Annotated in this window: 16 protein-coding genes; 10 read left to right on the forward strand and 6 right to left on the reverse strand. The window is 68.9% G+C overall.

Going from position 1 to position 19,767, the window contains the following annotated elements; translation table 11 throughout:
- Positions 1-37: 37 nt before the first annotated feature.
- Positions 38-727, reverse strand: a complete 690-nt coding sequence (locus LFM09_RS06275; RefSeq protein ID WP_414095313.1) for a class I SAM-dependent methyltransferase — start codon at positions 725-727, stop codon at positions 38-40.
- A 136-nt stretch (positions 728-863) separates the two neighbouring features.
- On the opposite strand from LFM09_RS06275, the gene LFM09_RS06280 reads away from it, so the two are divergent.
- From LFM09_RS06280 to LFM09_RS06305, 6 genes are all read left to right on the forward strand, one after another.
- Positions 864-2,387, forward strand: coding sequence for an FAD-dependent oxidoreductase (locus LFM09_RS06280; RefSeq protein WP_414095314.1), 1,524 nt, complete (start codon positions 864-866; stop codon positions 2,385-2,387).
- 18 nt (positions 2,388-2,405) lie between these two features.
- Complete coding sequence (locus LFM09_RS06285) at positions 2,406-3,005, forward strand: sulfite oxidase-like oxidoreductase (protein WP_414095315.1); 600 nt, start codon at positions 2,406-2,408, stop codon at positions 3,003-3,005.
- Positions 2,975-3,715 carry a ferredoxin reductase gene (locus LFM09_RS06290; RefSeq protein WP_414095316.1) on the forward strand — a complete coding sequence of 247 codons (741 nt, stop codon included), beginning with the start codon at positions 2,975-2,977 and terminating at the stop codon, positions 3,713-3,715. Before LFM09_RS06285 ends, LFM09_RS06290 begins: the two co-directional genes overlap by 31 nt.
- A 13-nt stretch (positions 3,716-3,728) precedes the next feature.
- On the forward strand, positions 3,729-3,995 hold the full coding sequence (locus tag LFM09_RS06295) for a DUF6510 family protein (protein ID WP_414095317.1): 267 nt from the start codon (positions 3,729-3,731) through the stop codon (positions 3,993-3,995).
- A 51-nt stretch (positions 3,996-4,046) separates the two neighbouring features.
- Positions 4,047-4,538, forward strand: coding sequence for a Pycsar system effector family protein (locus LFM09_RS06300; RefSeq protein WP_414095318.1), 492 nt, complete (start codon positions 4,047-4,049; stop codon positions 4,536-4,538).
- 154 nt (positions 4,539-4,692) lie between these two features.
- A complete protein-coding gene (locus LFM09_RS06305) occupies positions 4,693-7,785 on the forward strand; it encodes a PA14 domain-containing protein (protein WP_414095319.1) in 3,093 nt (1,030 codons plus the stop codon).
- On the opposite strand, the gene LFM09_RS06310 is transcribed toward LFM09_RS06305, so the two are convergent.
- Entirely contained in the window at positions 7,771-8,910 is a 1,140-nt protein-coding gene (locus LFM09_RS06310) for a PucR family transcriptional regulator (protein ID WP_414095320.1), read from the reverse strand. The two genes, LFM09_RS06305 and LFM09_RS06310, sit on opposite strands and share 15 nt — an antisense overlap.
- An 86-nt stretch (positions 8,911-8,996) precedes the next feature.
- Here LFM09_RS06310 and LFM09_RS06315 point away from each other — a divergent pair, with 86 nt between their 5' ends.
- The 4 genes from LFM09_RS06315 to LFM09_RS06330 all read left to right on the forward strand — a co-directional run bounded on the left by LFM09_RS06315 (position 8,997) and on the right by LFM09_RS06330 (position 13,730).
- Positions 8,997-10,052: a ferredoxin reductase gene (locus LFM09_RS06315; protein WP_414095321.1), complete on the forward strand. Its 1,056-nt coding sequence runs from the start codon at positions 8,997-8,999 to the stop codon at positions 10,050-10,052.
- Between the two features lie 75 nt (positions 10,053-10,127).
- Positions 10,128-11,240: a fatty acid desaturase family protein gene (locus tag LFM09_RS06320; protein ID WP_414095322.1), complete on the forward strand. Its 1,113-nt coding sequence runs from the start codon at positions 10,128-10,130 to the stop codon at positions 11,238-11,240.
- A 124-nt stretch (positions 11,241-11,364) separates the two neighbouring features.
- Positions 11,365-13,131 carry a CocE/NonD family hydrolase gene (locus LFM09_RS06325; protein ID WP_414095323.1) on the forward strand — a complete coding sequence of 589 codons (1,767 nt, stop codon included), beginning with the start codon at positions 11,365-11,367 and terminating at the stop codon, positions 13,129-13,131.
- 68 nt (positions 13,132-13,199) lie between these two features.
- Entirely contained in the window at positions 13,200-13,730 is a 531-nt protein-coding gene (locus tag LFM09_RS06330) for a DUF5317 family protein (RefSeq protein WP_414095324.1), read from the forward strand.
- Positions 13,731-13,831: 101 nt separating this feature from the next.
- Here LFM09_RS06330 and LFM09_RS06335 read toward each other — a convergent pair whose 3' ends face one another.
- From LFM09_RS06335 to LFM09_RS06350, 4 genes are all read right to left on the reverse strand, one after another.
- Positions 13,832-16,516 carry a BTAD domain-containing putative transcriptional regulator gene (locus LFM09_RS06335; protein ID WP_414095325.1) on the reverse strand — a complete coding sequence of 895 codons (2,685 nt, stop codon included), beginning with the start codon at positions 16,514-16,516 and terminating at the stop codon, positions 13,832-13,834.
- A 293-nt stretch (positions 16,517-16,809) separates the two neighbouring features.
- A complete protein-coding gene (locus LFM09_RS06340) occupies positions 16,810-17,859 on the reverse strand; it encodes a DUF4268 domain-containing protein (protein WP_414095326.1) in 1,050 nt (349 codons plus the stop codon).
- Positions 17,860-17,900: 41 nt separating this feature from the next.
- A complete protein-coding gene (locus LFM09_RS06345; RefSeq protein ID WP_414095327.1) occupies positions 17,901-18,560 on the reverse strand; it encodes a response regulator in 660 nt (219 codons plus the stop codon).
- Entirely contained in the window at positions 18,557-19,693 is a 1,137-nt protein-coding gene (locus tag LFM09_RS06350) for a sensor histidine kinase (RefSeq protein WP_414095600.1), read from the reverse strand. Before LFM09_RS06350 ends, LFM09_RS06345 begins: the two co-directional genes overlap by 4 nt.
- Positions 19,694-19,767 lie beyond the last annotated feature (74 nt).

A 19,767-nucleotide genomic window follows, 5' to 3' on the forward strand; every position in this document is an offset into this window, starting at 1 on the left:
CGTGCGCCGGTCGGTGTGACCGGCGCACGACGTTCGGCTAGGCGTCCCAGACGGCCGCGCTCATCGTGGGGATCAGGTCACGGGTGATGCGCACTCCCGGCAGCGCTTTGGCGTACTGCAGCTCGAACTCCGTGTCGGTGAGCGGCATCGCCTGCTTGCTCATCTCCAGCCAGCGGGGGTGCAGCATCATCCGGACCGAGTCGCACGCGGCCTCGACGTCACCCGACACGTCGTAGACGATCTTGCCGGTCTCGAACGCGTAGGCGCTCTGCTCGGCCGGCGCGGCGGCACCGTCGGGCTGGGTGACGTCGACGATCACCAGCCGTCCGCCGGGAGCGACCACCGAGCGCAACACGGCCAGCACCTGGTCCACGGGGCCCATGTGGAAGACGGCGTTGACCGACATGACGAGGTCGAAGAGGCCGTCGCGTTCGGGCGACAGGCTCAGGGCCTCGCGGCACTCGTAGCGCACCGGCACGCGGGTGGGCTTGGTGGCGGCGATGTCGAGCATCTTCTGCGAGATGTCGACGCCGACGACCTCGTCGTAGCGGTCGGCGAGCATGCCGCAGTTGTTGCCGCCGCCGCAGCCGACGTCCATGGCGCGCCGGCCACCGGGCAGCTGGTCGGTCAGCCAGGAGCGCACCGGGCTCGTCGCGGCATCACGGATGCCGGTGAACCGCTCGTACAGCTCGGCCAGGTCGTCGAAATAGGCTTCCGGAGCACTCATGCTCCGCACCTTCGACGTCGGGGACCAGCTCGAACAGGGTCGCGCGCGAAACCTGCGCACACGTGCGGGGTGATCGCGCTGTTCGTGCCCGTGCCGGGCGATGTGGAGGGCGCGGTTCTCTCGCGACACTCTGGGCATGCGCGACGAACACGACTGCGACGTACTCGTGGTGGGGGCAGGCCCCACCGGTCTGTGCACGGCTTTGATGCTGGCGCAGCACGGCATCCGCGTCCGGATCGTGGACCGCAGGCACGGTCCGGTGGAGCAGTCGCGGGCGGCGATCGTGCACGCGCGGACCCTGGAGTGCCTGGACCGCCTCGGGGTCGCGGAGGCCGCCGTCGCACGGGGCCTGCCGATCACCGACGTGCAGATCCACTCGTCCGGTCGGCCTGCTGGTGAAATGCCGTTGGCCGGTGCCGGTGCTGCCGACCAGACGCGGTTCCCGTACGCACTCGCGCTGGAGCAGTTCGAGACCGAACGCGTGCTGGCCGATGCCCTCGACGTGCCGATCGAGTGGGGGACCGAGGTCGTAGGGCTGACCGACACCGGATCCGGAGTCTCGGTGGAGACCTCCGTGGGTGTGATCACCGCGCGCTGGCTGGTCGGTGCTGACGGCGCGTCGAGCACGATCAGGAAGTTCCTCGGGCAGGAGTTCGACGGCGAGACGTACGAACAGTCCGGCATGCTCGCCGATGTCACGCTGGACGTGTCGCTCGGCGTTCAGGGCATGCGGCTCAACCTGACCCCTGGTGGGTTCGTGGGCGTTCTTCCGCTTCGGAGTGGTCGCTACCGGCTGTTCGGTGTGGTGCCACCGGAGCTGCACAACGCGCCACAGGGTGCCGTGACGCACGAGTCGTACGCGCCGCTGGACCACGCGGTTCTCCAGCGGTGGTTCGACGACTACTTCAAGGTCGACGCCAGGCTGGACGAGGTCGTCTGGGCGTCGATGTTCCGGTTCCACAGCAGGCTCGCGGCGAGGTTCCGGGTGGGCAACGCCTTCCTCGTCGGCGACGCCGCCCACATCCACAACCCGGCCGGCGGTCAGGGCCTGAACCTGGGCGTGGGCGACGCGGTCAACCTGGCGTGGAAGCTCGCGCAGGTCGTCCGCGGCGAGGCACCGGAGTGGCTGCTCGACACCTACGAGGCCGAACGGCGCCCGGTCGCGCGGACCGTGCTGAAGCGGACCGACCTCGGCTTCAAGCTGGAGACCGGGAACAGCGCTGTGGCTGTCTGGATGCGCACGCACGTGGCGACTCGACTCGTCGGCGTCGTGTCGCGGCTGGCTTTCGTGCGGCGGATGTTCTTCCACATGTTCTCGCAGCTGTGGATCGGCTATCGCGGCAGCCGTGCCGTCGGCCGCGGTGTCGGCCAGCTGAAGCCCGGCGCCCGCGCGCCGTATTCGCCGGGCGTGCTCGACCGCACGCACGGTCCTGGGTACCACGTGCTGCTGTTCTCGGTTCCAGCAGTGAGGTTCGAGGGTCCCGTGACCACGCACGTGATCCCGCCGTCCGATGTCGCTGCTTTCCGGGCGTACCAGGTGGACGGACCCCGGCTGGTGCTGATCAGGCCGGACGGGCACGTCGCCGCGGTCACCGACTCGGTGGAGGACATGACGTCTTTCCTGGACACCGTGCTGGTACGCGTGCGCGTTCGCGGTTAGTGCTGTGTACTGGGCGCCATGGCCATCGTCTCTCCCGGCTTCACCGGGCGGCGTCAGTCACCGGACGTGCAACTACCGCCCGGCCAGTACCTCACCGAGGACTTCCCGGTGCTCACCGCGGGCCCGACACCGCGCGTGCCGACCGACCGCTGGGAACTCACCGTCAGCACGGAGGTCGGCACCAAGCACACGTGGTCGTGGCAGCAACTGATCGAGCTGCCGGCCGAGAAGATCACGACCGACATCCACTGCGTGACCAAGTGGTCCAAGCTGCGCACCCGCTGGAAGGGCGTCTCCCTGGACGTGCTGCTGGAGGACGTGGAAACCGCCGCGGACTTCGCGCTGGTCCACTCCTACGGCGGCTACACGACCAACCTGCCGCTGGAGGACCTGCTCGACGGCCAGGCGTGGATCGCCTACCGCTACGACGACGATGACCTCACCCCCGAGCACGGTGGCCCGGCCCGTCTGCTGGTGCCGCACCTGTACTTCTGGAAGTCGGCCAAGTGGGTGCGCGGCATCCAGTTGCTGCTCGAGGACGAACCGGGTTTCTGGGAGACCGCCGGTTACCACGACTACGGAGACCCATGGCGCGAGCAGCGGTATCAGGGCGACTGACCTGGCGGGTGGCCTCCCTGGCCTCTTCCGCTGATCTCACTTCCAGCTCGCGGAGCCTCGTGTTCGACGTGCCGGACTGGCCTGGGCATCTGCCGGGCCAGCACGTCGACCTGCGGCTGACCGCTCCGGACGGCTACTCGGTGCAGCGCAGCTACTCGATCGCCTCGGCACCTTCCGGCACGCAGGTGGAGCTGGGCGTGCAGCGCGTGGAGGACGGCGAGGTGTCGCCGTACCTGTGCGACGTGCTACCGGTGGGCGCTTCGATCGAGCTGCGCGGGCCTGTCGGTGGCTGGTTCGTCTGGCGTGCTTCGGATCCCGCGCCGGTTACGCTGGTGGCGGGCGGGTCCGGCATCGTGCCGCTGATGGCGATGATCCGGGTCCGCGCTCTTGAGGGCAGCCGCGTGCCGTTCCGCCTGATCTACTCGGTGCGCACACCCGACGACGTGATGTTCGCCGACGAACTGCGCCGGCGCGCCCTTTCGGACCCCGGCCTGGACGTCCATCTGGTCTACACCCGGCAGGCCCCGGAAGGTGCTCCGGAGCCGCCGGGCCGGCTGGGTGTGGCCACCGTGAACACGTACGCCTGGCCCGCCGAGTTCAGTCCGCAGTGCTTCGTGTGCGGGCCGACCGGCTTCGTCGAGACGGTGTCCGACATCCTCGTGGCGCTGGGCCACGACCCGCGCCGCGTTCGCACGGAACGCTTCGGCTGACAGGAGACCTGCGATGAGCGACTCGCATGTTGACGGCAACGCGCTCGCGGGCGACCTGCGGGAGATCTTCGCGGTGGACCTGACGGTGGCGACCGGGCAGTGCGCCGGGTGCGGCTATCGCGGGTCGGTGGCTACGTTGCGGGTCTACTCGCACGCTCCTGGGGTGGTGGCTCGGTGTCCGCACTGCGAGGAAGTGGTGCTGCGGCTGGTTCGGGCGCCTGGGCGGGTGTGGCTGGACCTGCGCGGCACGGTGAGCCTGGAGATCCCGCTGGAGTCCTGACTGGTGCGTCTGGCTCTGTCCGACGCTCGCCGCGCAACCGATGTACAACGTGTGGATGAGCGAGCGGACCTGATCGACTTCCTCTGGCGGACCCTGGGTGGTGTCTCCGACTGGGTGAGGTTCGCCGACGCCAAGGCCGGTGCGGCACTCGCGGTCGACGGCGTGATGGTGGTGCTGCTGGCCGGACGGCTGACCCGGACGCCGGCTCCTGGGGCGTTCGTGGCCGTGATCCTCTCCGCCGCACTCGCGTTGGCGGCTGTCAGCGCACTGGCCGCGGTGTGGACGGTCGTGCCGAGGATGAAGCGGCTCGGCGCCAGCGCGATGATCCACTACGGCACGCTCGCGTCGTTCGACACCGCCGAGGCCTGCACCGCCGCCTTCAAGGCGAAACTGGCCGACCCGGACGAGATGATCAGCGTGCTGACCACCCAGATCTGGACGCTGTCCCGTGCCGCCGACCGCAAGTACAAACTCGTCGGCACATCCGTGCGGCTTCTCGCCGGAGCGTTGGCGGTGGGGCTGCTCGGCGTGCTCCTCGGCTGACCGCCAGCCGTGGACGCGCTCTCACACCTCGCGGGTTTTTGTCCTGTTTGACATGGCGGATACCTCCGTTCGGCCGTAGACCGCCCTCCGAACCCTGTGCCTGGATAGATGGGAGCGCTCTTACAACGTTGTAAAAACGAAGGGGACCTCGCCGATGAGAAAAGCCGCCCCCGTACTCGTCGCCGCGCTGCTGGCGTTGGGTGTCGCGCCCGGCACGCCGCCCGCGGGTGCCGCCGAGCCCGTGCACGGCCTGAAGGGCGAGTACTTCAGCATGTCGGCGCCGGGTGCGCGGGACTTCGCGAACCTCGCGGGCACCGTGCTGGACGCCGAGGTGAACCATCCGGATCTGACCGGGGTGTTCGGGTTCCTGGCCGGGCGCACCGAACACACCACGGCGCGCTGGACGGGGAGCATCACGGCGCCGCAGACCGGCGACTTCACGTTCCACGCCATCGGGGACAACGGGTTCCGGTTGCTGATCGACGGCAAGCCGGTGATCGACCACTGGGTGGGGGACTGGGATCGCGAGCAGACCAGCGCGCCGGTTCCGCTGGTCGCGGGGCGGCAGTACGACTTCCGGCTGGAGATGTTCCAGGACACCGGTGGTGCCAACATGTTCCTGCGCTGGTCGGCGCCGGGAACGCCCAAGCAGGTCGTGCCGGAGTCCGCGTTCACGCCGCCGTCGGACTTCCAGGTCGTGCCGCGCACAGCGAAGATCTCCGACGACGGACGGACCCTGACGGCGGAGTTCGACGGCCGCGTCACGAACGTCGCGGACCTGAAGGACCACCTCAGGATCGACGTGGACGCGACGGAGATGCCGATAGACCTGATCACGGCGAGCCGCAACCGCCTCACGCTGAGGCTCAAAGAGAAAGTCCTGAAGAGCCAACGTGTCCGGCTGTTCTACGACGGCGCGGGGCAGCTCACGGTCGGCGGCAAGAAGGTCGGGAAGACGGCGCGCACCACAGCGAACGCCTCAAAAGAACGGCTCAGGACGCCGTGGGGTGAGAAGGCAGACCCGCGCAACCCGTTGCCGGAGTACCCGCGGCCGCAGCTGGAACGTGAGAAGTGGCTCAACCTCAACGGTCCGTGGGAGTTCGCGGGGGCGAAGGCGGGCGAGCAGCCGAAGTTCGGGCAACGACTGCCAGAAAAGGTCATCGTGCCGTTCCCGATCGAGTCGCAGTTGTCCGGGCTGGAGCGGCACGAGGACCACATGTTCTACCGCCGCACGGTCACCGTTCCGCGCGACTGGTCAGGACAACGGGTGAAGCTCAACTTCGGCGCGGTCGACCACGAGGCGAAGGTGTGGGTGAACGGCAAGCTGGTCGCCGAGCACTCCGGCGGCTACACGGCGTTCAGCGCGGACATCACCGATGCCCTGCAACGCGGCGGTGAGCAGGAGATCGTCGTCGCGGTCACCGACACGACCGGGCCGCACCAGCCGAAGGGCAAGCAGTCGCGCAACCCCAGCGGCATCTTCTACACGCCGTCGTCGGGCATCTGGCAGACGGTGTGGCTGGAACCGGTGCCGGACAAGGCGATCAGCGACATCAAGATGACCCCGGACCTCGCCACCAACACGCTCGAACTCGACGTCGCCGGGACCGGCACCGTCACTGCGACAGCGAAGGACGCCAGGGGCAAGCAGGTCGGCACGGTCACCGGACCCGCGAACACGAAACTCCGACTGCCGGTGCCGAACCCGCACCTGTGGACGCCGGACGACCCGTACCTGTACCAGCTGAAGATCAGGCTGGGCGCGGACAAGGTCAAGAGCTACTTCGGCATGCGGTCCATCGGTGTCGCGAACGTCGGCGGCCACCCCAAGCTCACGCTCAACGGCCAGCCGATCTTCGGCCTCATGATGCTGGACCAGGGCTTCTACCCGGATGGCCTGAACACCGCGCCGAGCGACGACGCGCTGGTGTTCGACCTGAAGGCGCAGAAGGACCTCGGCTTCAACTCCGTCCGCAAGCACATCAAGGCCGAACCCGCCCGCTGGTACTACCACGCCGACCGGCTGGGACTGCTGGTGTGGCAGGACTTCGTGTCCGTTGAGGACGGTAACGACGTCGAAGCGCAGCAGGCGTTCCTCAACGAGAACCGCGAGCTGATGAAGCAGCTGCACAACTACCCGTCGATCTACGCGTGGATCGTGTTCAACGAGGGCTGGGGCGAGTGGGACCGCACGGTCACCGGCCAGATCACCGACAGCGTGAAACAAGCTGACCCGAGCCGGATCGTCAGCGCGCACAGCGGCGTGAACTGCTGTGCCTCCAAGGGGGATTCCGGCAAGGGCGACGTCATCGACCACCACGACTACAACAACACCGACCCGCCACGCCCGGACGGCAAGCGCGTGGTGATGGACGGCGAGCACGGCGGCTTCACCCTCAGGACGCCGGGCCACCAGTGGCCGGGCGCGCCGGCGAACATCTACAGCGGTGTGAAGGACAAGGCCGCGCTGACCGCGAAGTACGTCGACAACACCCGCACGTTCTACCTCGGGCAGGCGCGGGACGAGCTGTCCGCGTCGGTCTACACGCAGGTCACCGACCTGGAGAACGAGCTGAACGGGTTCTGGACCTACGACCGCAAGCGCATCAAGGTCGATCCCGGCCCGGTCCGCGAGATCAACCGGCGGGTGATCGAAGCGGGCGCCAACTCCGGCAAGCCGTACCCGTACGCGGCGCGCGGCGAGTGGAAGCTCGACGAACGCCGGGGAACCACGGCCGAGGACTCCAGCGGCGGAGGCAATCCGCTCACGCTGAGCCCGACCGGTGCCACGTGGAAAGACGGCGCGCTGGAGTTCGACAACGGCTCCGCGGACACCTACGGCCCGGTGGTCGACACGACCGGTGACTACACGGTGTCCGCACGGGTGCGGCTGGACGAGCTGCCCGGCAACTACGCGACTGCGGTGAGCCAGGACGGCCGGGAGCGGGAGAACCCGTTCTACCTGCAGTACGGGCAGGGTGCGTTCGCGTTCAGCACGCCGGGCGGCAACCGCGCCCGGCACGAACTCACTCCAGAACTCGGCCGCTGGTACGAACTGAAGGGAGTGCGCGCCGGCAACGAGATCCGGCTCCACGTCGACGGCGTGCTGGTCGCGACAGCGCCTGCCGGGCCCGCGATCCTGAGCACCGGGGCGTTCACGATCGGACGGGCCAAGTTCGGCGGCCAGAACGTCGACTTCTGGCCCGGCGCCATCGACGACGTCGAGGTGGTCTCAGGAGCGCGGTAGTCCGACCGCCAGCGTCAGCTCGAGGATTCGTTGCGGGGAAGTGAGATCCGGGAACAGATCACGCAGCTGCCCCATCCGGTAGCGCACGGTCTGCGGATGCACGAACAACGCCGCCGCCACGTCGTCGCGCCGGCCGTGGTGCAGCAGCCACGCCCGCAACGTCTCCTCGAGCTTTCGCGCAGTGCCGGCCGGCAACGTCCGCAACGGCGCGAGCGCGCGCGTCCGCAGGTCTGCGTACGCGTCGACATCGGCGCTGAGCACCAGCTCGGCCAGATGTTCCTCGGTGTCGCGGATGTCAGTAGGCAGCGAACGCGCGCGCACCGCTCGTGCGTAGGAGGCGGACGCACGCACCCATGGCCGCGCCGGGCCGACAACGGCCGTACGGCCGGCAAGCTGCCTCAGCAGGTGCGAGCGGTCGGCGTCGGGCACCAGCAGCACGCCGGTGGCGTCCGGCAGGTCGTCCAGCACCAGGGTCGAGGGATCGAGCAGCCGGTACGCCGGGCGGGTCTGCGCGGCGGGCAGCAGGACCGCGGTCAACGAACCGGGAGGTGTCCAGCCGGCCCGCTGAGCGGCGGCGAGCAGCACCTCGGTGCCCGCGTTCGCGAGCAGCTCACGGGCGAGCTGTTCCAGGTGGCGCTCGTGGGCGAGACCGCGAGCCGCGAGTTCGTCGGCGTGGCCCGCGGCGCTGGCGGCGGACAGCTCGTCGATGTAGGCGAAGGTCAGCTCGGCGAACTTGGCCACCGTCGCGGCCGGAAGCCCCGCTGACACCGCGCCCGCGGCCAGCCCTCGCCACGCCACGCGCGCGCCGACCCGGTAGGCGCTGAGCAGCGCGTCCATCGACCGGCCGTCCCGCACCTCGCCGCGGCCCAGCTCGTACGCCGCGTCGCCGGCGTCACCGCCCCCGCCGATGCCGCCCGCGAGGTCGAGGTAGTGTCCGAGCGCCGTGCGGACGGCGCGGCGGATCGTGCCGCCCATCCGCCCGGACAGCGCGTTGGCGTAGCTCGGCACCTCGTCGATGATCGCCTCGACGACCTCGTCGGCCGTGGTCTTCAGCGCGGCCCGCAGCGCGGTGACCGTCGTCTCATCCAGGGCCAGTTCGGTGGCCCGCCGTATTGCGTGAGTCACGATTTGTTCCCTGCGAACAATTCAGCCCGGCAGATTCACGTCCTACGGACAGGACTTTACGCCCTGAGGCGCATCAAGCTGGAGTCATGACGAGTGCCGCCCTCCGCAGCAGGGCGTGGAAACTGCTGGAGCTGGTCACGACGCCGCTGCTGCCGTCGGACTACCTCGACCTGGTCAGCCCGCTTCGTGCGGGTGCCGACCTGCGCGGGCGCATCGAGGCCGTGCACCCCGAGACAGACGACGCCGCGACCATCGTGATCAGGCCCGGCAAGGGCTGGCGCGGTCACACCGCGGGCCAGTACATCCGGATCGGCGTCGACGTCGACGGTGTGCGCCTGTGGCGTGCCTACTCGGTGACATCGCCGACGAACCGCACCGACGGCCGCATCACGATCACCGCGAAGGCGATCCCCGACGGCAAGGTCAGCAACTACCTGGTCCGCCGGGTCAAGCCCGGCACGCTGATCCACCTCGACCAGGCGTGCGGTGAGTTCGTGCTACCCGCGGCCAAGCCTGCCAAGGTGCTGTACCTGACGGCCGGCAGCGGCATCACGCCCGCGATGGGCATGCTGCGCGACACCGAGTTCGACGACGTCGTGATGGTCCACTCCGCGCCCCGCGAACAAGACGTGATCTTCCGCAACGACCTGCACGACCTGGTCGCGGACGAGAAGCTGCGCCTGGTCGAGCTGCACACCGACACCGACGGGATGCTCGACATCGCCCGTCTCCACGAGCTCGTGCCCGACTGGGCCGAGCGCGAGACCTGGGCCTGCGGGCCCGCGGGCCTGCTCGACGCCGCCGAGGCGCACTGGGCCGAGCACGGCCAGTCGGACCGCCTGCACACCGAGCGCTTCCGGCCCACCGTCGTCGTCGCCGGCGAGGGTGGCGAGGTCACGTTCAGCACCACCGGCAAGACCGTCGACGCGGACGGCGCCACGCCGTTGCTGGACGTCGGCGAGGCGGCCGGCGTGCTGATGAAGTCGGGCTGCCGCATGGGCATCTGCTACGGCTGCGTCGCGCCGCTGAAGTCCGGAGCCGTCCGCGATCTGCGCACCGGTGAGATCACCGAAGGCGACACCAACGTGCTGATCCAGACCTGCGTGTCCGCCGCGGCGGGCCCCTGCGAACTCGAACGCTAGCCAGCCCTCACCCGAACTTTCTCCTCCCCCACGAAGTGGCCCCACCCCCAGCCACTGCCTTGGAAAGCGAGCTTCATGACCGCCATCGACCCCACCGCCCACCTGACCGCTGAGCAGATCGAAGAGCTCGGCCGCGAGCTCGACGCCATCCGCGACGAGGTGATCGCGAGCCGCGGCGAGAAAGACGCCGCCTACATCCGCAAGGTGATCGCGACGCAGCGCAAGCTCGAGCTGGTCAGCCGAGGCATCCTGCTGTTCTCGTTCTTCCCGCCCGCGTGGCTGGTCGGCACCGCCGGCCTGTCCGTGGCGAAGATCATGGACAACATGGAGATCGGCCACAACATCCTGCACGGCCAGTGGGACTGGATGCGCGATCCGAAGATCCACTCCTCCACCTGGGACTGGGACCACGTCTCGCCCGCCGACCAGTGGAAGCACTCGCACAACGAGCTGCACCACAAGTACACCAACGTGATCGGCAAGGACAACGACCTCGGCTACGGCATCATGCGCGTCGACGAGGACCAGAAGTGGCACCCGATCCACCTCGGCCAGCCGCTGTGGAACTTCATCAACGCCTGTTTCTTCGAGTACGGCATCGCCGCGTACGACCTGGAGCTCGGCAAGAACCTGCACAAGCGCCGCCGCAAGAACCCCGAGTTCCGCGCGCGGGCCAAGGCTGTGGGCCGCAAGATCCGCAAGCAGGTGCTCAAGGACTACGTGATCCACCCGCTGCTGTCCGGCCCGTCGTTCCTCACGACGCTCGCGGCGACCTTCACCGCGAACATCATCCGCAACCTGTGGTCCCACTCGGTGATCATGTGCGGGCACTTCCCCGAGGGCGTGCAGGTCTTCGAGCGCCGTTCGATCAAGGGCGAGACCCGCGGCCAGTGGTACCTGCGCCAGATGATGGGCTCCGCGAACATCAGCGGCAGCAAGGCCATGCACTTCATGACCGGCAACCTGTCGCACCAGATCGAGCACCACCTGTTCCCGGACCTGCCGAGCAACCGGTACGCCGAGGTCGCGGTCAAGGTGCGCGCGCTGTTCGAGAAGTACGAGCTGGAGTACGTCACCGGCCCGCTGCCCAAGCAGGTCTTCTCCGCGTGGCGCAAGGTGTTCCGCCTTTCGCTGCCGAACAAGAAGACCAAGACGCCCGACCGCGAGCGCGAGCTGGTCGCCGCCTGAAGTTCCGGTAACCGTTTAGATCCTTCGGCCGTACCGGCGTAGCCGCCGGTCGCGGTGAGATCCGTTTGAAGGGCCCGATTCGCCACACCCCTGCAGGCGAACGGGCCCTCAGACGGAGGAGCCCATGCGAAGGGTCAACGTGGTCGCGGCGATACTGCTCGCGACCGGAACAGTCATCACTCCCGTCTCGAACGCAGCCCCTGCCGCGGTCACCGAGACGGTGTACGTCGAGTCCACAATCGACAGTGACGCGGACGGCAAGCTCGACCGGATCGCCGCGGACGTCATGCGACCGGACACCGCCGAGAAGGTGCCGATCGTGATGGAGGCCAGCCCCTACTACGGGCTGGGCGCGGAAATGGTCTCGAACGTGCCGCGCGGCTTCAAACGCTGGTACGACGAGTACTTCGTGCCCCGTGGTTACGCCGTCGTCGAGATGGAGATGCAAGGCACCTCGCGTTCGAGCGGCTGCCCGACCACCGGCGGCCCCGAGGACACCGCGAGCGTCCGCGCGGTCGTGGACTGGCTAAACGGCCGTGCCAAGGCCTTCTACGCCGACGGCCGCCCGGCTGTCGCTTCGTGGAGCACCGGCAACGTGGGCATGCTGGGCGTGTCGTACAACGGCACCCTGCCCAACGCCGCCGCCGCGGCCGCGATCCCCGGCGTCAAGACGATCGTGCCGATCGCGGCGATCTCCAGCTGGTACGAGTACTCCCGCGACCAGGGCATCGCCTACCGCGGCGCCCATTCCAAGGACTACCCGACCTACCTCGCCAACTACGTGGTCAGCGCCGCGCAGAAGGCCCGGTGCAAGCCGGTGATGGACCGCCTGGCCCGCGAGGACGGCGACGAGTCGTACGACTACACGTCGTTCTGGAAGGCGCGCGACTACCGGCCGACGGCTTCGAAAGTCTCCGCGTCGGTGTTCGTCGTGCACGGCCAGAGCGACTGGAACGTCAAGCCCTCGCAGTTCGGTCGCTGGTGGCAGTCACTCGCCGACCGCGGGGTGGCGCGCAAGATCTGGCTGCACCGCGGCGGTCACCTGGACCCGATCTCGTTCCGCCAGGCCGAGTGGCAGCGCGTCATGGGGCTGTGGATGGACCACTGGCTCAAGGGCGTCGACAACGGCATCATGCGCGAGCCTCAAGCCGACGTGCAGAAGCCGGACGGCAGCTGGGAACAGCACGCCGCCTGGCCGCAGCCCGGTGTCGCGGACACCAAGCTGTACTTCGGTCCGGCGGCGGGCGGTTTCGCGGGCTCCTTGACGAGTGTGCCTGGTGCCGGAACGCAACGGTTGGGGGACAACGCGAACCTCAGCGAGTCGGCCATGATGGCGAACCCCGAACTGACCGACTCGCGCCGGCTCGTCTACGTGACGGCGCCGTTGAAGCAGGCCGCCCGGTTGTCCGGCGAGGTCCGCGTGACCGCGCGGGTCTCGTCGAACCGGCCCTCGACGCCGCTCACCGCGTTGCTCGTGGACTACGGACCTTCGACGCAGGCCGTGCTCACCGATCGGTCGCCGATCCAGTTGTCGACCGAGACCTGCACGCGAACGGACCTGCGTGACCGCACCGGATGCGCGCGGCCGCCGGACGTCTCGGTGCAGGCGGTGACCGCGACGATGCTGACCCGCGGGTCGATCGACGCCAAGAACCGGCAGTCGCTGGAGTCGTCGGTGCCTTTGCCCACCAATGGTTCCGCGGACGTGAGCTGGCGGTTGCACGCTCGGGACGCGCTGATTCCGGCCGGGCACCGGATCGGGATCGTGATCGTGACGAACCACAGCGGCTATGTGGCCACGGACACCGGGGCGGCCGGGATCTCGCTGGACGTGTCGCTCGGTGCCAGCTCGGTGGTGCTGCCGATCGTCGGGGGAGTGGTGATCACCTGACGGCGGTTGATTGTTTCCTGATCGGCCTTCGAACCTGAACAACCGCACCGGAGCTAGCTTTCGTCGTGATGGCGGAGTTTCTGGTGCTGGCCTTGCTTCCCGTGGTCTTCGGGATCGCGCTCGGCCACCTCACGGGCGGTCGGCTCGTCGAGGTGGCCGGGCGTTTCCGCGCGCTCTGGTTGCTGTGGCTGGCCTGCGCTGTGCAGGCGCTGCAGATGCGGGCGCTGCTGCCCGTCGTCTTCGCGATCGGCCTGGCCTGGCTGGTGGTGAACCTGCGGGCATGGCCGTCTTCGTTGCGGTGGGCGGGATTCGTGGCGCTCACCGGTGCGACGTGCAACGGAATCGCCATCGCGCTCAACGGCCGGATGCCGTACTCGCGCGCTGCCGCTGAGCTGGTCGGGGTACCGCCTGGCGCTGCCACCTCCAAGAACGCCCCGGCGGACTCCGACACCCGGCTGTTGTTCCTGGGCGACGTCATCCCGGTGCCGGCGCTGCACAAGATCGTGAGCGTGGGCGACGTGCTCATCGCGCTCGGTGTCGTGCTCCTGCTGGCACTGGCGATGCAGCCCGTGAAGTCCCGGAAGGAGGTGATGGGGTGATGCGTTCGAGACTGCGTTCTCGTCTGGTGATGGCCGTGTACGCGGCGGCGACGCTGGCGACGTTGCTGTACACGGTCGGCGCTCCCTGGGAGGCCAGCTGATCAGACCTCGTCCAGCAGGCGCCGCACGTCCGCGGCGCGGTTGTCGAGGCCGGCCTGCTGGTACTGGAGCAGGGCCTGCTCCCACACACCCCTGGCCTGCTCCCGTTCACCGATCGCCACCAGCGGGTGCCCGAGCTTGGTCAGCGTGTCCGCCGCCGCGTGGGCGTTGCCGAGCTCGCGGCACAGCGCGAGAGCCTCGCGGTAGTGGCCGACCGCTTCCTGGTGCTCGCCGCTGTGGTGTTCGACGTAGCCGAGTCCGTACAGGGCGGCGGTGACACCGCTCGGGTCGTGCTGGCGCCGGAACATCTCCAGCGCCTCCCGGTAGTGGTCGCGGGCCATGTCGTACTCGCCGAGCTGTGCGGCGTACCAGCCGACTTCGCTGGCAGCGCGGGCTTCTCGCGCGGGCTGGCCGCGACCGCGGTGCAGTTCGAGGGCCTGCTGCGCGTGGTCCAGGGCCGCCTTGTCGTCGCCTCTGGCCGCCTGCGCCCTCGCGAGCATGAAGTGGGTCTGTGCTGCGGAGGCGTCCATGGCGAGCGCTCGGTGCAGGTGGTCGAGCGCTTCGTCGTGGTTGCCGAGCACGGTGTGGGCGCGGCCGAGGAACGCCTGCGTGACGGCGTGGGGGAGCGGGTCCGAGAGCTCGGCGGCCTGCCACACGTCGAGTCGCGCGTGCCGGTGACCCCTGCGGTGGTGGTAGGTGTCCGTGGCCCAGGCCAGTTGCCGCACGCTTTCGTGCCACCCCTGGGCCAGCGCGAGTTGCTGAGCCGCCAGCAAGCAGGCGTGCTCGGCGTCGAACCAGTCCATCGCCGCGGTGTAGCCGGCGATCGGCTCGGGGCGAACACCTGCGGCGGGAGGGTCGAACCGGAGGCGCTCGCGGTGTGGTTCGAGGTGGAGATCGGAGGCGTGCGCGGTGTGCACGTAGTGGTCGATGGCCCGCCGCAGCGCCGTGTCGACCACGTGCTCTGGCAGTTCACGCGCGACGTTTCCGGCATACGCGCGAACGAGGTCGTGCATGCGGTACCGGTCGTGGCCGTCACGGATGAGCAGCGATGCCGCTTCCAGTGACTGCAGCACCCGCCGGATCTCCGGCACGGCGGTGAGGCTCGCGGCGGTGGCGAGCCCGATGCTCGGTCCGGGCGCCACACCGAGCAGGGCGAACACCCCACGATCCGCGGCCGTCAGCGCGCGCAGCGACCAGGACAACACTGCCGGCAGGCTGGCGGACGGTTCGCCGGTGTCGAGCACGTCGAGGTCGCCGGCGCGCAGTTCGTTCTCCAGGGTGGCGAGCGACAGCGACGGCCGGGTGCGAGCCTGCGCGGCGATGATGTTCAACGCCAGCGGGAACCCGTCGCACAGGGAGATCAGTCCTTCGGCGGCGGCCTGCTCGGCCTCGACGCGTTCGGCACCAAGGCGTGCCCGCAGCAGCGCTCGCGCCTCGGTGACGTCGAGCGTGTCCAGCGGCAGGTGGTCGGCCGAGAACCTGGCCACGAGGCCGGGCAGCTGGTTGCGGCTCGTCACCACCACCGTACACGACCTGCTGCCGGGCAGCAGCGGAACGACCTGGTCGGTGTCGGCGGCGTTGTCGAGCACCAGCAGCATGCGCCGATCGCTGACGAGCGTCCGGAACAGGGCTGCGCGGGCTTCCTGTTCGTCCGGGATCTCGGCCGGCGCTACGCCGAGCGCGTGGACGAACCCCAGCAGCGCGTCCTGCGCGCGCATCGGTTGCCCGGCGGGGGAGAACCCGCGCAGGTCGACGAACAGGTGCCCGTCGGGAAAGCGGTCGGCGTGACTGTGGGCCCAATGCAGTGCCAGCGACGTCTTGCCCATGCCGCCCGTGCCGGAGACCGCGGAGATGACCACGGTGTCCGTCGTGTCGAGGAGCGCGTCGAGGCTGCGCAGCGCATCGAGGCGGCCGATGAACGGCGTGGGCGCGGCGGGCAGCTGACGCGGCACCCGGCTCGTCGGCGGCGTCGCTGTCAGTCGCGGGTCGGCGGTGAGGATCTGCTGGTGCAGGTCCCGCAACGCGGCACCGGGCTCGGCACCCAGCTCGTCGACCAGCCGCGCGCGGAAGTTCCGGTAGTGCTCCAGCGCGTCGCCGGTGCGCCCGGCCTGGTGCAACGCCAACAGGTACTGCCCGTGCACCGCCTCGTCGAGCGGCCGCTTGCCGGCCCGTTCGTACAGGTCGGCGACCAGCTCCCGCCCCTCACCGGCCCTCAGCCGCGCACCGGTCAGATCGTGCTCCGCGGCCGCGCGTTCAAGCTCGAGCAACTCGCGTTCGGCTCGCACCCACTCGTTGTCGAGCCCGGTCAGCGCCTCACCCCGCCACAACGCCATCGCCTCGGTGAACGCACTGACTGCCACCGACTCGTCGGCACGACCCTTGGCACACAGGTCGCGAAACGCCTGCAGGTCGACCTGCCCGAACAGCACGTACCCGCCCGACCGGTGCACGAGATCCACCCCGCACCCGCTCAGCGCACTCCGCAACCGCGACACATAGCTGTGCACCGTCTCCCGCCCACGCCTCGGTGCACGCTCACCCCACACGCGGTCGACGAGCCGTTCCACCGGCACCACCCGCCCGGCCTCGACCGCGAGCACCGCCAGCACGCACCGCTGCTTCGGAGGCCCGAGGTCCACCCGCTTCCCGTCGGCGAACCCGGCCACCTCACCCAGCAAACGCAGCACTCCGCTCCCCCTACCAGCGCATTGCAGCTTCTACGCAAGGTAACCACATGACCACGCCCTGGTGGTCATCGCAGCCGGGTCAGCCCCGGCGGGTCGGCGCGTCACCGATGTCCGCCGCGGCGCTCGACCAGGCCGCGAACGGGTTGATCGCGGAGTGTCAGGGGCGTGGTGGTCGCTTACACCGACACGTTGTCTCGGATCGGTGAGAGTGGGTGGCGGAGCACGAGTCGCTCGTGTCCGATGCACACTTGAAGCCGGAAGATGCGGCGGCGAAGAAGTCTGAGGTGCTCAGCTCAGCTGGTGACGGTCACTCCTGACGCGACAGGAATTCCGCCCACACTGCCTATCGCACGTCGAAGGCGAGTTTGCGTGTCGAACATCCACTCGATGACTTCGGCCCATCGGTCCTGTTCACCGATCTTCGGGCCGAGGAGCCTGGTTTCGATGCGACACCCCTTGTTGCCCGGCAGGTCGTCGAAGATCAGCTCGCCGCCGAACTCCAGGAGGATCTCGTCCTTGCGGTCGTTGAGCACCTGCCACCGCTGAAGGTTGACGGCGGCGTCCTGATCGCCGAGGTACAGCTCGGAACGGCAACCGAACCTCGCGTACGACACACCCCAGATCGCCCCGCTGACGCCGGTGGGCATGTTCCACCAGTTCTGTGCCGGAGCGGTGGCGTTGGTCCACCCCTCTTTCTTGACCAGTGGCTCGAATCGCGACCAGAACTCTTGGTAGAGCTGCTGAGTAGCGGTCGGGCCCGCCGATGCGGCCGACGTCGCCGCAATGGCGAGCTTCTCCCAGTCGTTCGGTTTGACGACCAACTCCAACGACGGAGCGATGAGGTCGCCAGGTGCTCCGTGAAGCGTGACCGCCTTGAGCCGCACGCCGAAGAAGCGGATGGCGGGGTCGGTGTGCGTGTTGAGCCACTCCAGCGCGGCGCGGTGTTCTTCCTGGAAGTGCTCCGCGATCCACACGATCATCGTGGGTTTGGTGCCGCCCGCGTACGTCAGGATCTGGCCCAGATGACGGTGATCTGTTGGCCCGTACTGGTTCTCGACGATCACGGGTGTTCCGGTCGTCAGTTCACGTCCGATGATGTCGAGCGAGAACTTCCCGACCTTGTACTCCCGGGACTCCAGTTCCACGTCGAGTCCGAGGACTTCGCTGAGTAGGTCAGCGTTGGTCAGCAGCCAGGGAGTGAAGTGGTGTGCCTCGGTAGGCCATGCCGCTCTGATGTCCACCGGTTTGAGGCGCGTCAGGTTCACCGTCGGTGGCTCGGCCTTGGATAACCCTGGCTCATCATCGGCTGATTCGTCTGCGTGTGCGGCGGCGTCCTCAGACATGGCAAGCAGGCTACCTGCGCCCGCCTGGAACGAAAGGCGGTTCACCTGCGTGGCTGAACGAGGCCGTTGATGTGCGCGTAAGCCACCGCGTGCACCCGATCCCGCAACCCCAGCTTGGCCAGCACCCGCGACACATGAGTCTTCACGGTCTCGTCCCCGACGTGCAGCTGAGCCGCGATCTCCGCATTGCTGTGAGCCGCCGCCACCAACTGCAACACCTCCCGCTCCCGCGCGGTCAGCAGCTCCAGCTCAGGCGGCGCAGCAGGCGGCGCAAGACTGACCGCGAACCGAGCGATCAGCCGCTGAGTCACCGAAGGATCGATCAACGCATCCCCCCGAGCCGCCACTCGAACCGCCGAGATCAACTCCTCCGGCGGCAGCGACTTCAACAGGAACCCGCTAGCCCCAGCGGTCAACGCCCGATAGACGTACTCATCGGTGTCGTAAGTGGTCAGCAGCAACACTTTGGTTCGGTTAGCGGGATCGGACAGGATCATCTCGGTGGCGCCGAGCCCGTCCAGCTTGGGCATGCGGATGTCGAGCACGGCGACGTCGGGACGCAGGCGGGCCACCTCGGCCACGGCGGCGCGGCCGTCGGCCACCTCGGCCACGCAGCGGAGATCCGGCTGGGTTTCGAAGATCGCGCGCATGCCGGAGCGCAGCATGGCGTGGTCGTCGGCCAGCAGCACCGTCAGGGTCATGTCGCCTCCAGCGGGAACGTGACGACGGTGCGCCAGGTGCGGCCGTCCGGTTCCAGGCCGGACTTGGTGATGCCGGCGAACATGCCCGCGCGGTTGCGGATGCCCACCAGGCCTCGGCGTACCGCGCCGTTGGAGCTGCCGCCGGTTCCCGTCACGTTCGAGGCGGTGATGGTCAGCGACTCCGCCGAATAGCACAGCGTCACGGTCACGCCGGACGAGTCGCCGTGCCGCAGGGCGTTCGTCAGCATCTCCTGGATGATGCGGTAGACGGTGATGTCCAAGGACTCGGGCACGTCACGTTGAGAACCACGCACCTCCAGGCGGGCGGGAGTACCGGCGGCGCGCACGCCGTCCAGCAGCTCGTCCACATTGGACAGGCCCGGTTGGCGGGCGCCGGGAGGCTTGTCGCCGTGCAGCAGGTCCAGCAGGTGGCGCAGGTCGACCATGGCGGCGCGGCTGGAGGTCTCGACGGAACGCAAAGAGGTCGCCAGGCGCGTGTTGCCGTCGACCAGGCCCAGGCGGGCGGCGCCGGCGTGCAGGCCGATGGCGCTCACGTGGTGCACGATCACGTCGTGCAGGTCGCGGGCGATCGCGCTGCGTTCCTCGGTGATCGCTTTGGTGACCGCGGCCGCGGCGTCGGCTTGCTCGACGGCGGTGCGCTTTTCCAGTTCGGCGAGGTAGGCGCGGCGGGCTGTGGTGTAGCGGCCGACCAGCCAGGGGAGCACCGCGATCTTGGCCACCACCAGCAGTGCTCGCAGGGGGTCCGCGCCCATCGCCAGCGCGCAGGCGAAACCGCTCGACGCGAGGATGCCCAGTGAGGCCCACGCCGGGGCGCCGCGCAGCCAGGCGCCGGCGCGGTAGCCGGCGATCAGCACGCCCGCCTCGTTGGAGTGCACCCGTTCGCCCAGGGTCGCCAGGACGAGCAACGGGACGGCCGCCTGGGTCACGGCGACCCAGCCCGAGTACTTGGCGGGGCCCGCCAGCATCGCGTTCACCGCCAGGGTGATCGCGAGGACGACGCCGATCTGCCACGGCGGGCCGCCGGAGTACAGCACGAAGCCGCCGTCCGCGACCATGCACGTGGCCGCGACCAGCCACGACTGGTGCTTCAGTGACAGCTTGATCGGATACATCAAGACGGAATCTTGCCGCATCACGACCCTGAGTTCGTCCTACTTCGCAGGGGTCGGATCTCCCCCGTGCGGGG

This window comes from Lentzea alba, from assembly GCF_047445655.1.
GTDB lineage: Bacteria > Actinomycetota > Actinomycetes > Mycobacteriales > Pseudonocardiaceae > Lentzea > Lentzea alba_A.

What these genes read in the sequence shown, in the direction of transcription:
- LFM09_RS06340 (WP_414095326.1), bottom strand. Translation starts at nt 17,859, where the DNA reads ATGTCTGAGGACGCCGCCGCACACGCAGACGAATCAGCCGATGATGAG.
- LFM09_RS06350 (WP_414095600.1), bottom strand. Translation starts at nt 19,693, where the DNA reads ATGTATCCGATCAAGCTGTCACTGAAGCACCAGTCGTGGCTGGTCGCG.
- LFM09_RS06325 (WP_414095323.1), top strand. Translation starts at nt 11,365, where the DNA reads ATGCGAAGGGTCAACGTGGTCGCGGCGATACTGCTCGCGACCGGAACA.
- LFM09_RS06330 (WP_414095324.1), top strand. Translation starts at nt 13,200, where the DNA reads ATGGCGGAGTTTCTGGTGCTGGCCTTGCTTCCCGTGGTCTTCGGGATC.
- LFM09_RS06345 (WP_414095327.1), bottom strand. Translation starts at nt 18,560, where the DNA reads ATGACCCTGACGGTGCTGCTGGCCGACGACCACGCCATGCTGCGCTCC.
- LFM09_RS06290 (WP_414095316.1), top strand. Translation starts at nt 2,975, where the DNA reads ATGGCGCGAGCAGCGGTATCAGGGCGACTGACCTGGCGGGTGGCCTCC.
- LFM09_RS06315 (WP_414095321.1), top strand. Translation starts at nt 8,997, where the DNA reads ATGACGAGTGCCGCCCTCCGCAGCAGGGCGTGGAAACTGCTGGAGCTG.
- LFM09_RS06295 (WP_414095317.1), top strand. Translation starts at nt 3,729, where the DNA reads ATGAGCGACTCGCATGTTGACGGCAACGCGCTCGCGGGCGACCTGCGG.
- LFM09_RS06285 (WP_414095315.1), top strand. Translation starts at nt 2,406, where the DNA reads ATGGCCATCGTCTCTCCCGGCTTCACCGGGCGGCGTCAGTCACCGGAC.
- LFM09_RS06320 (WP_414095322.1), top strand. Translation starts at nt 10,128, where the DNA reads ATGACCGCCATCGACCCCACCGCCCACCTGACCGCTGAGCAGATCGAA.
- LFM09_RS06305 (WP_414095319.1), top strand. Translation starts at nt 4,693, where the DNA reads ATGAGAAAAGCCGCCCCCGTACTCGTCGCCGCGCTGCTGGCGTTGGGT.
- LFM09_RS06280 (WP_414095314.1), top strand. Translation starts at nt 864, where the DNA reads ATGCGCGACGAACACGACTGCGACGTACTCGTGGTGGGGGCAGGCCCC.
- LFM09_RS06275 (WP_414095313.1), bottom strand. Translation starts at nt 727, where the DNA reads ATGAGTGCTCCGGAAGCCTATTTCGACGACCTGGCCGAGCTGTACGAG.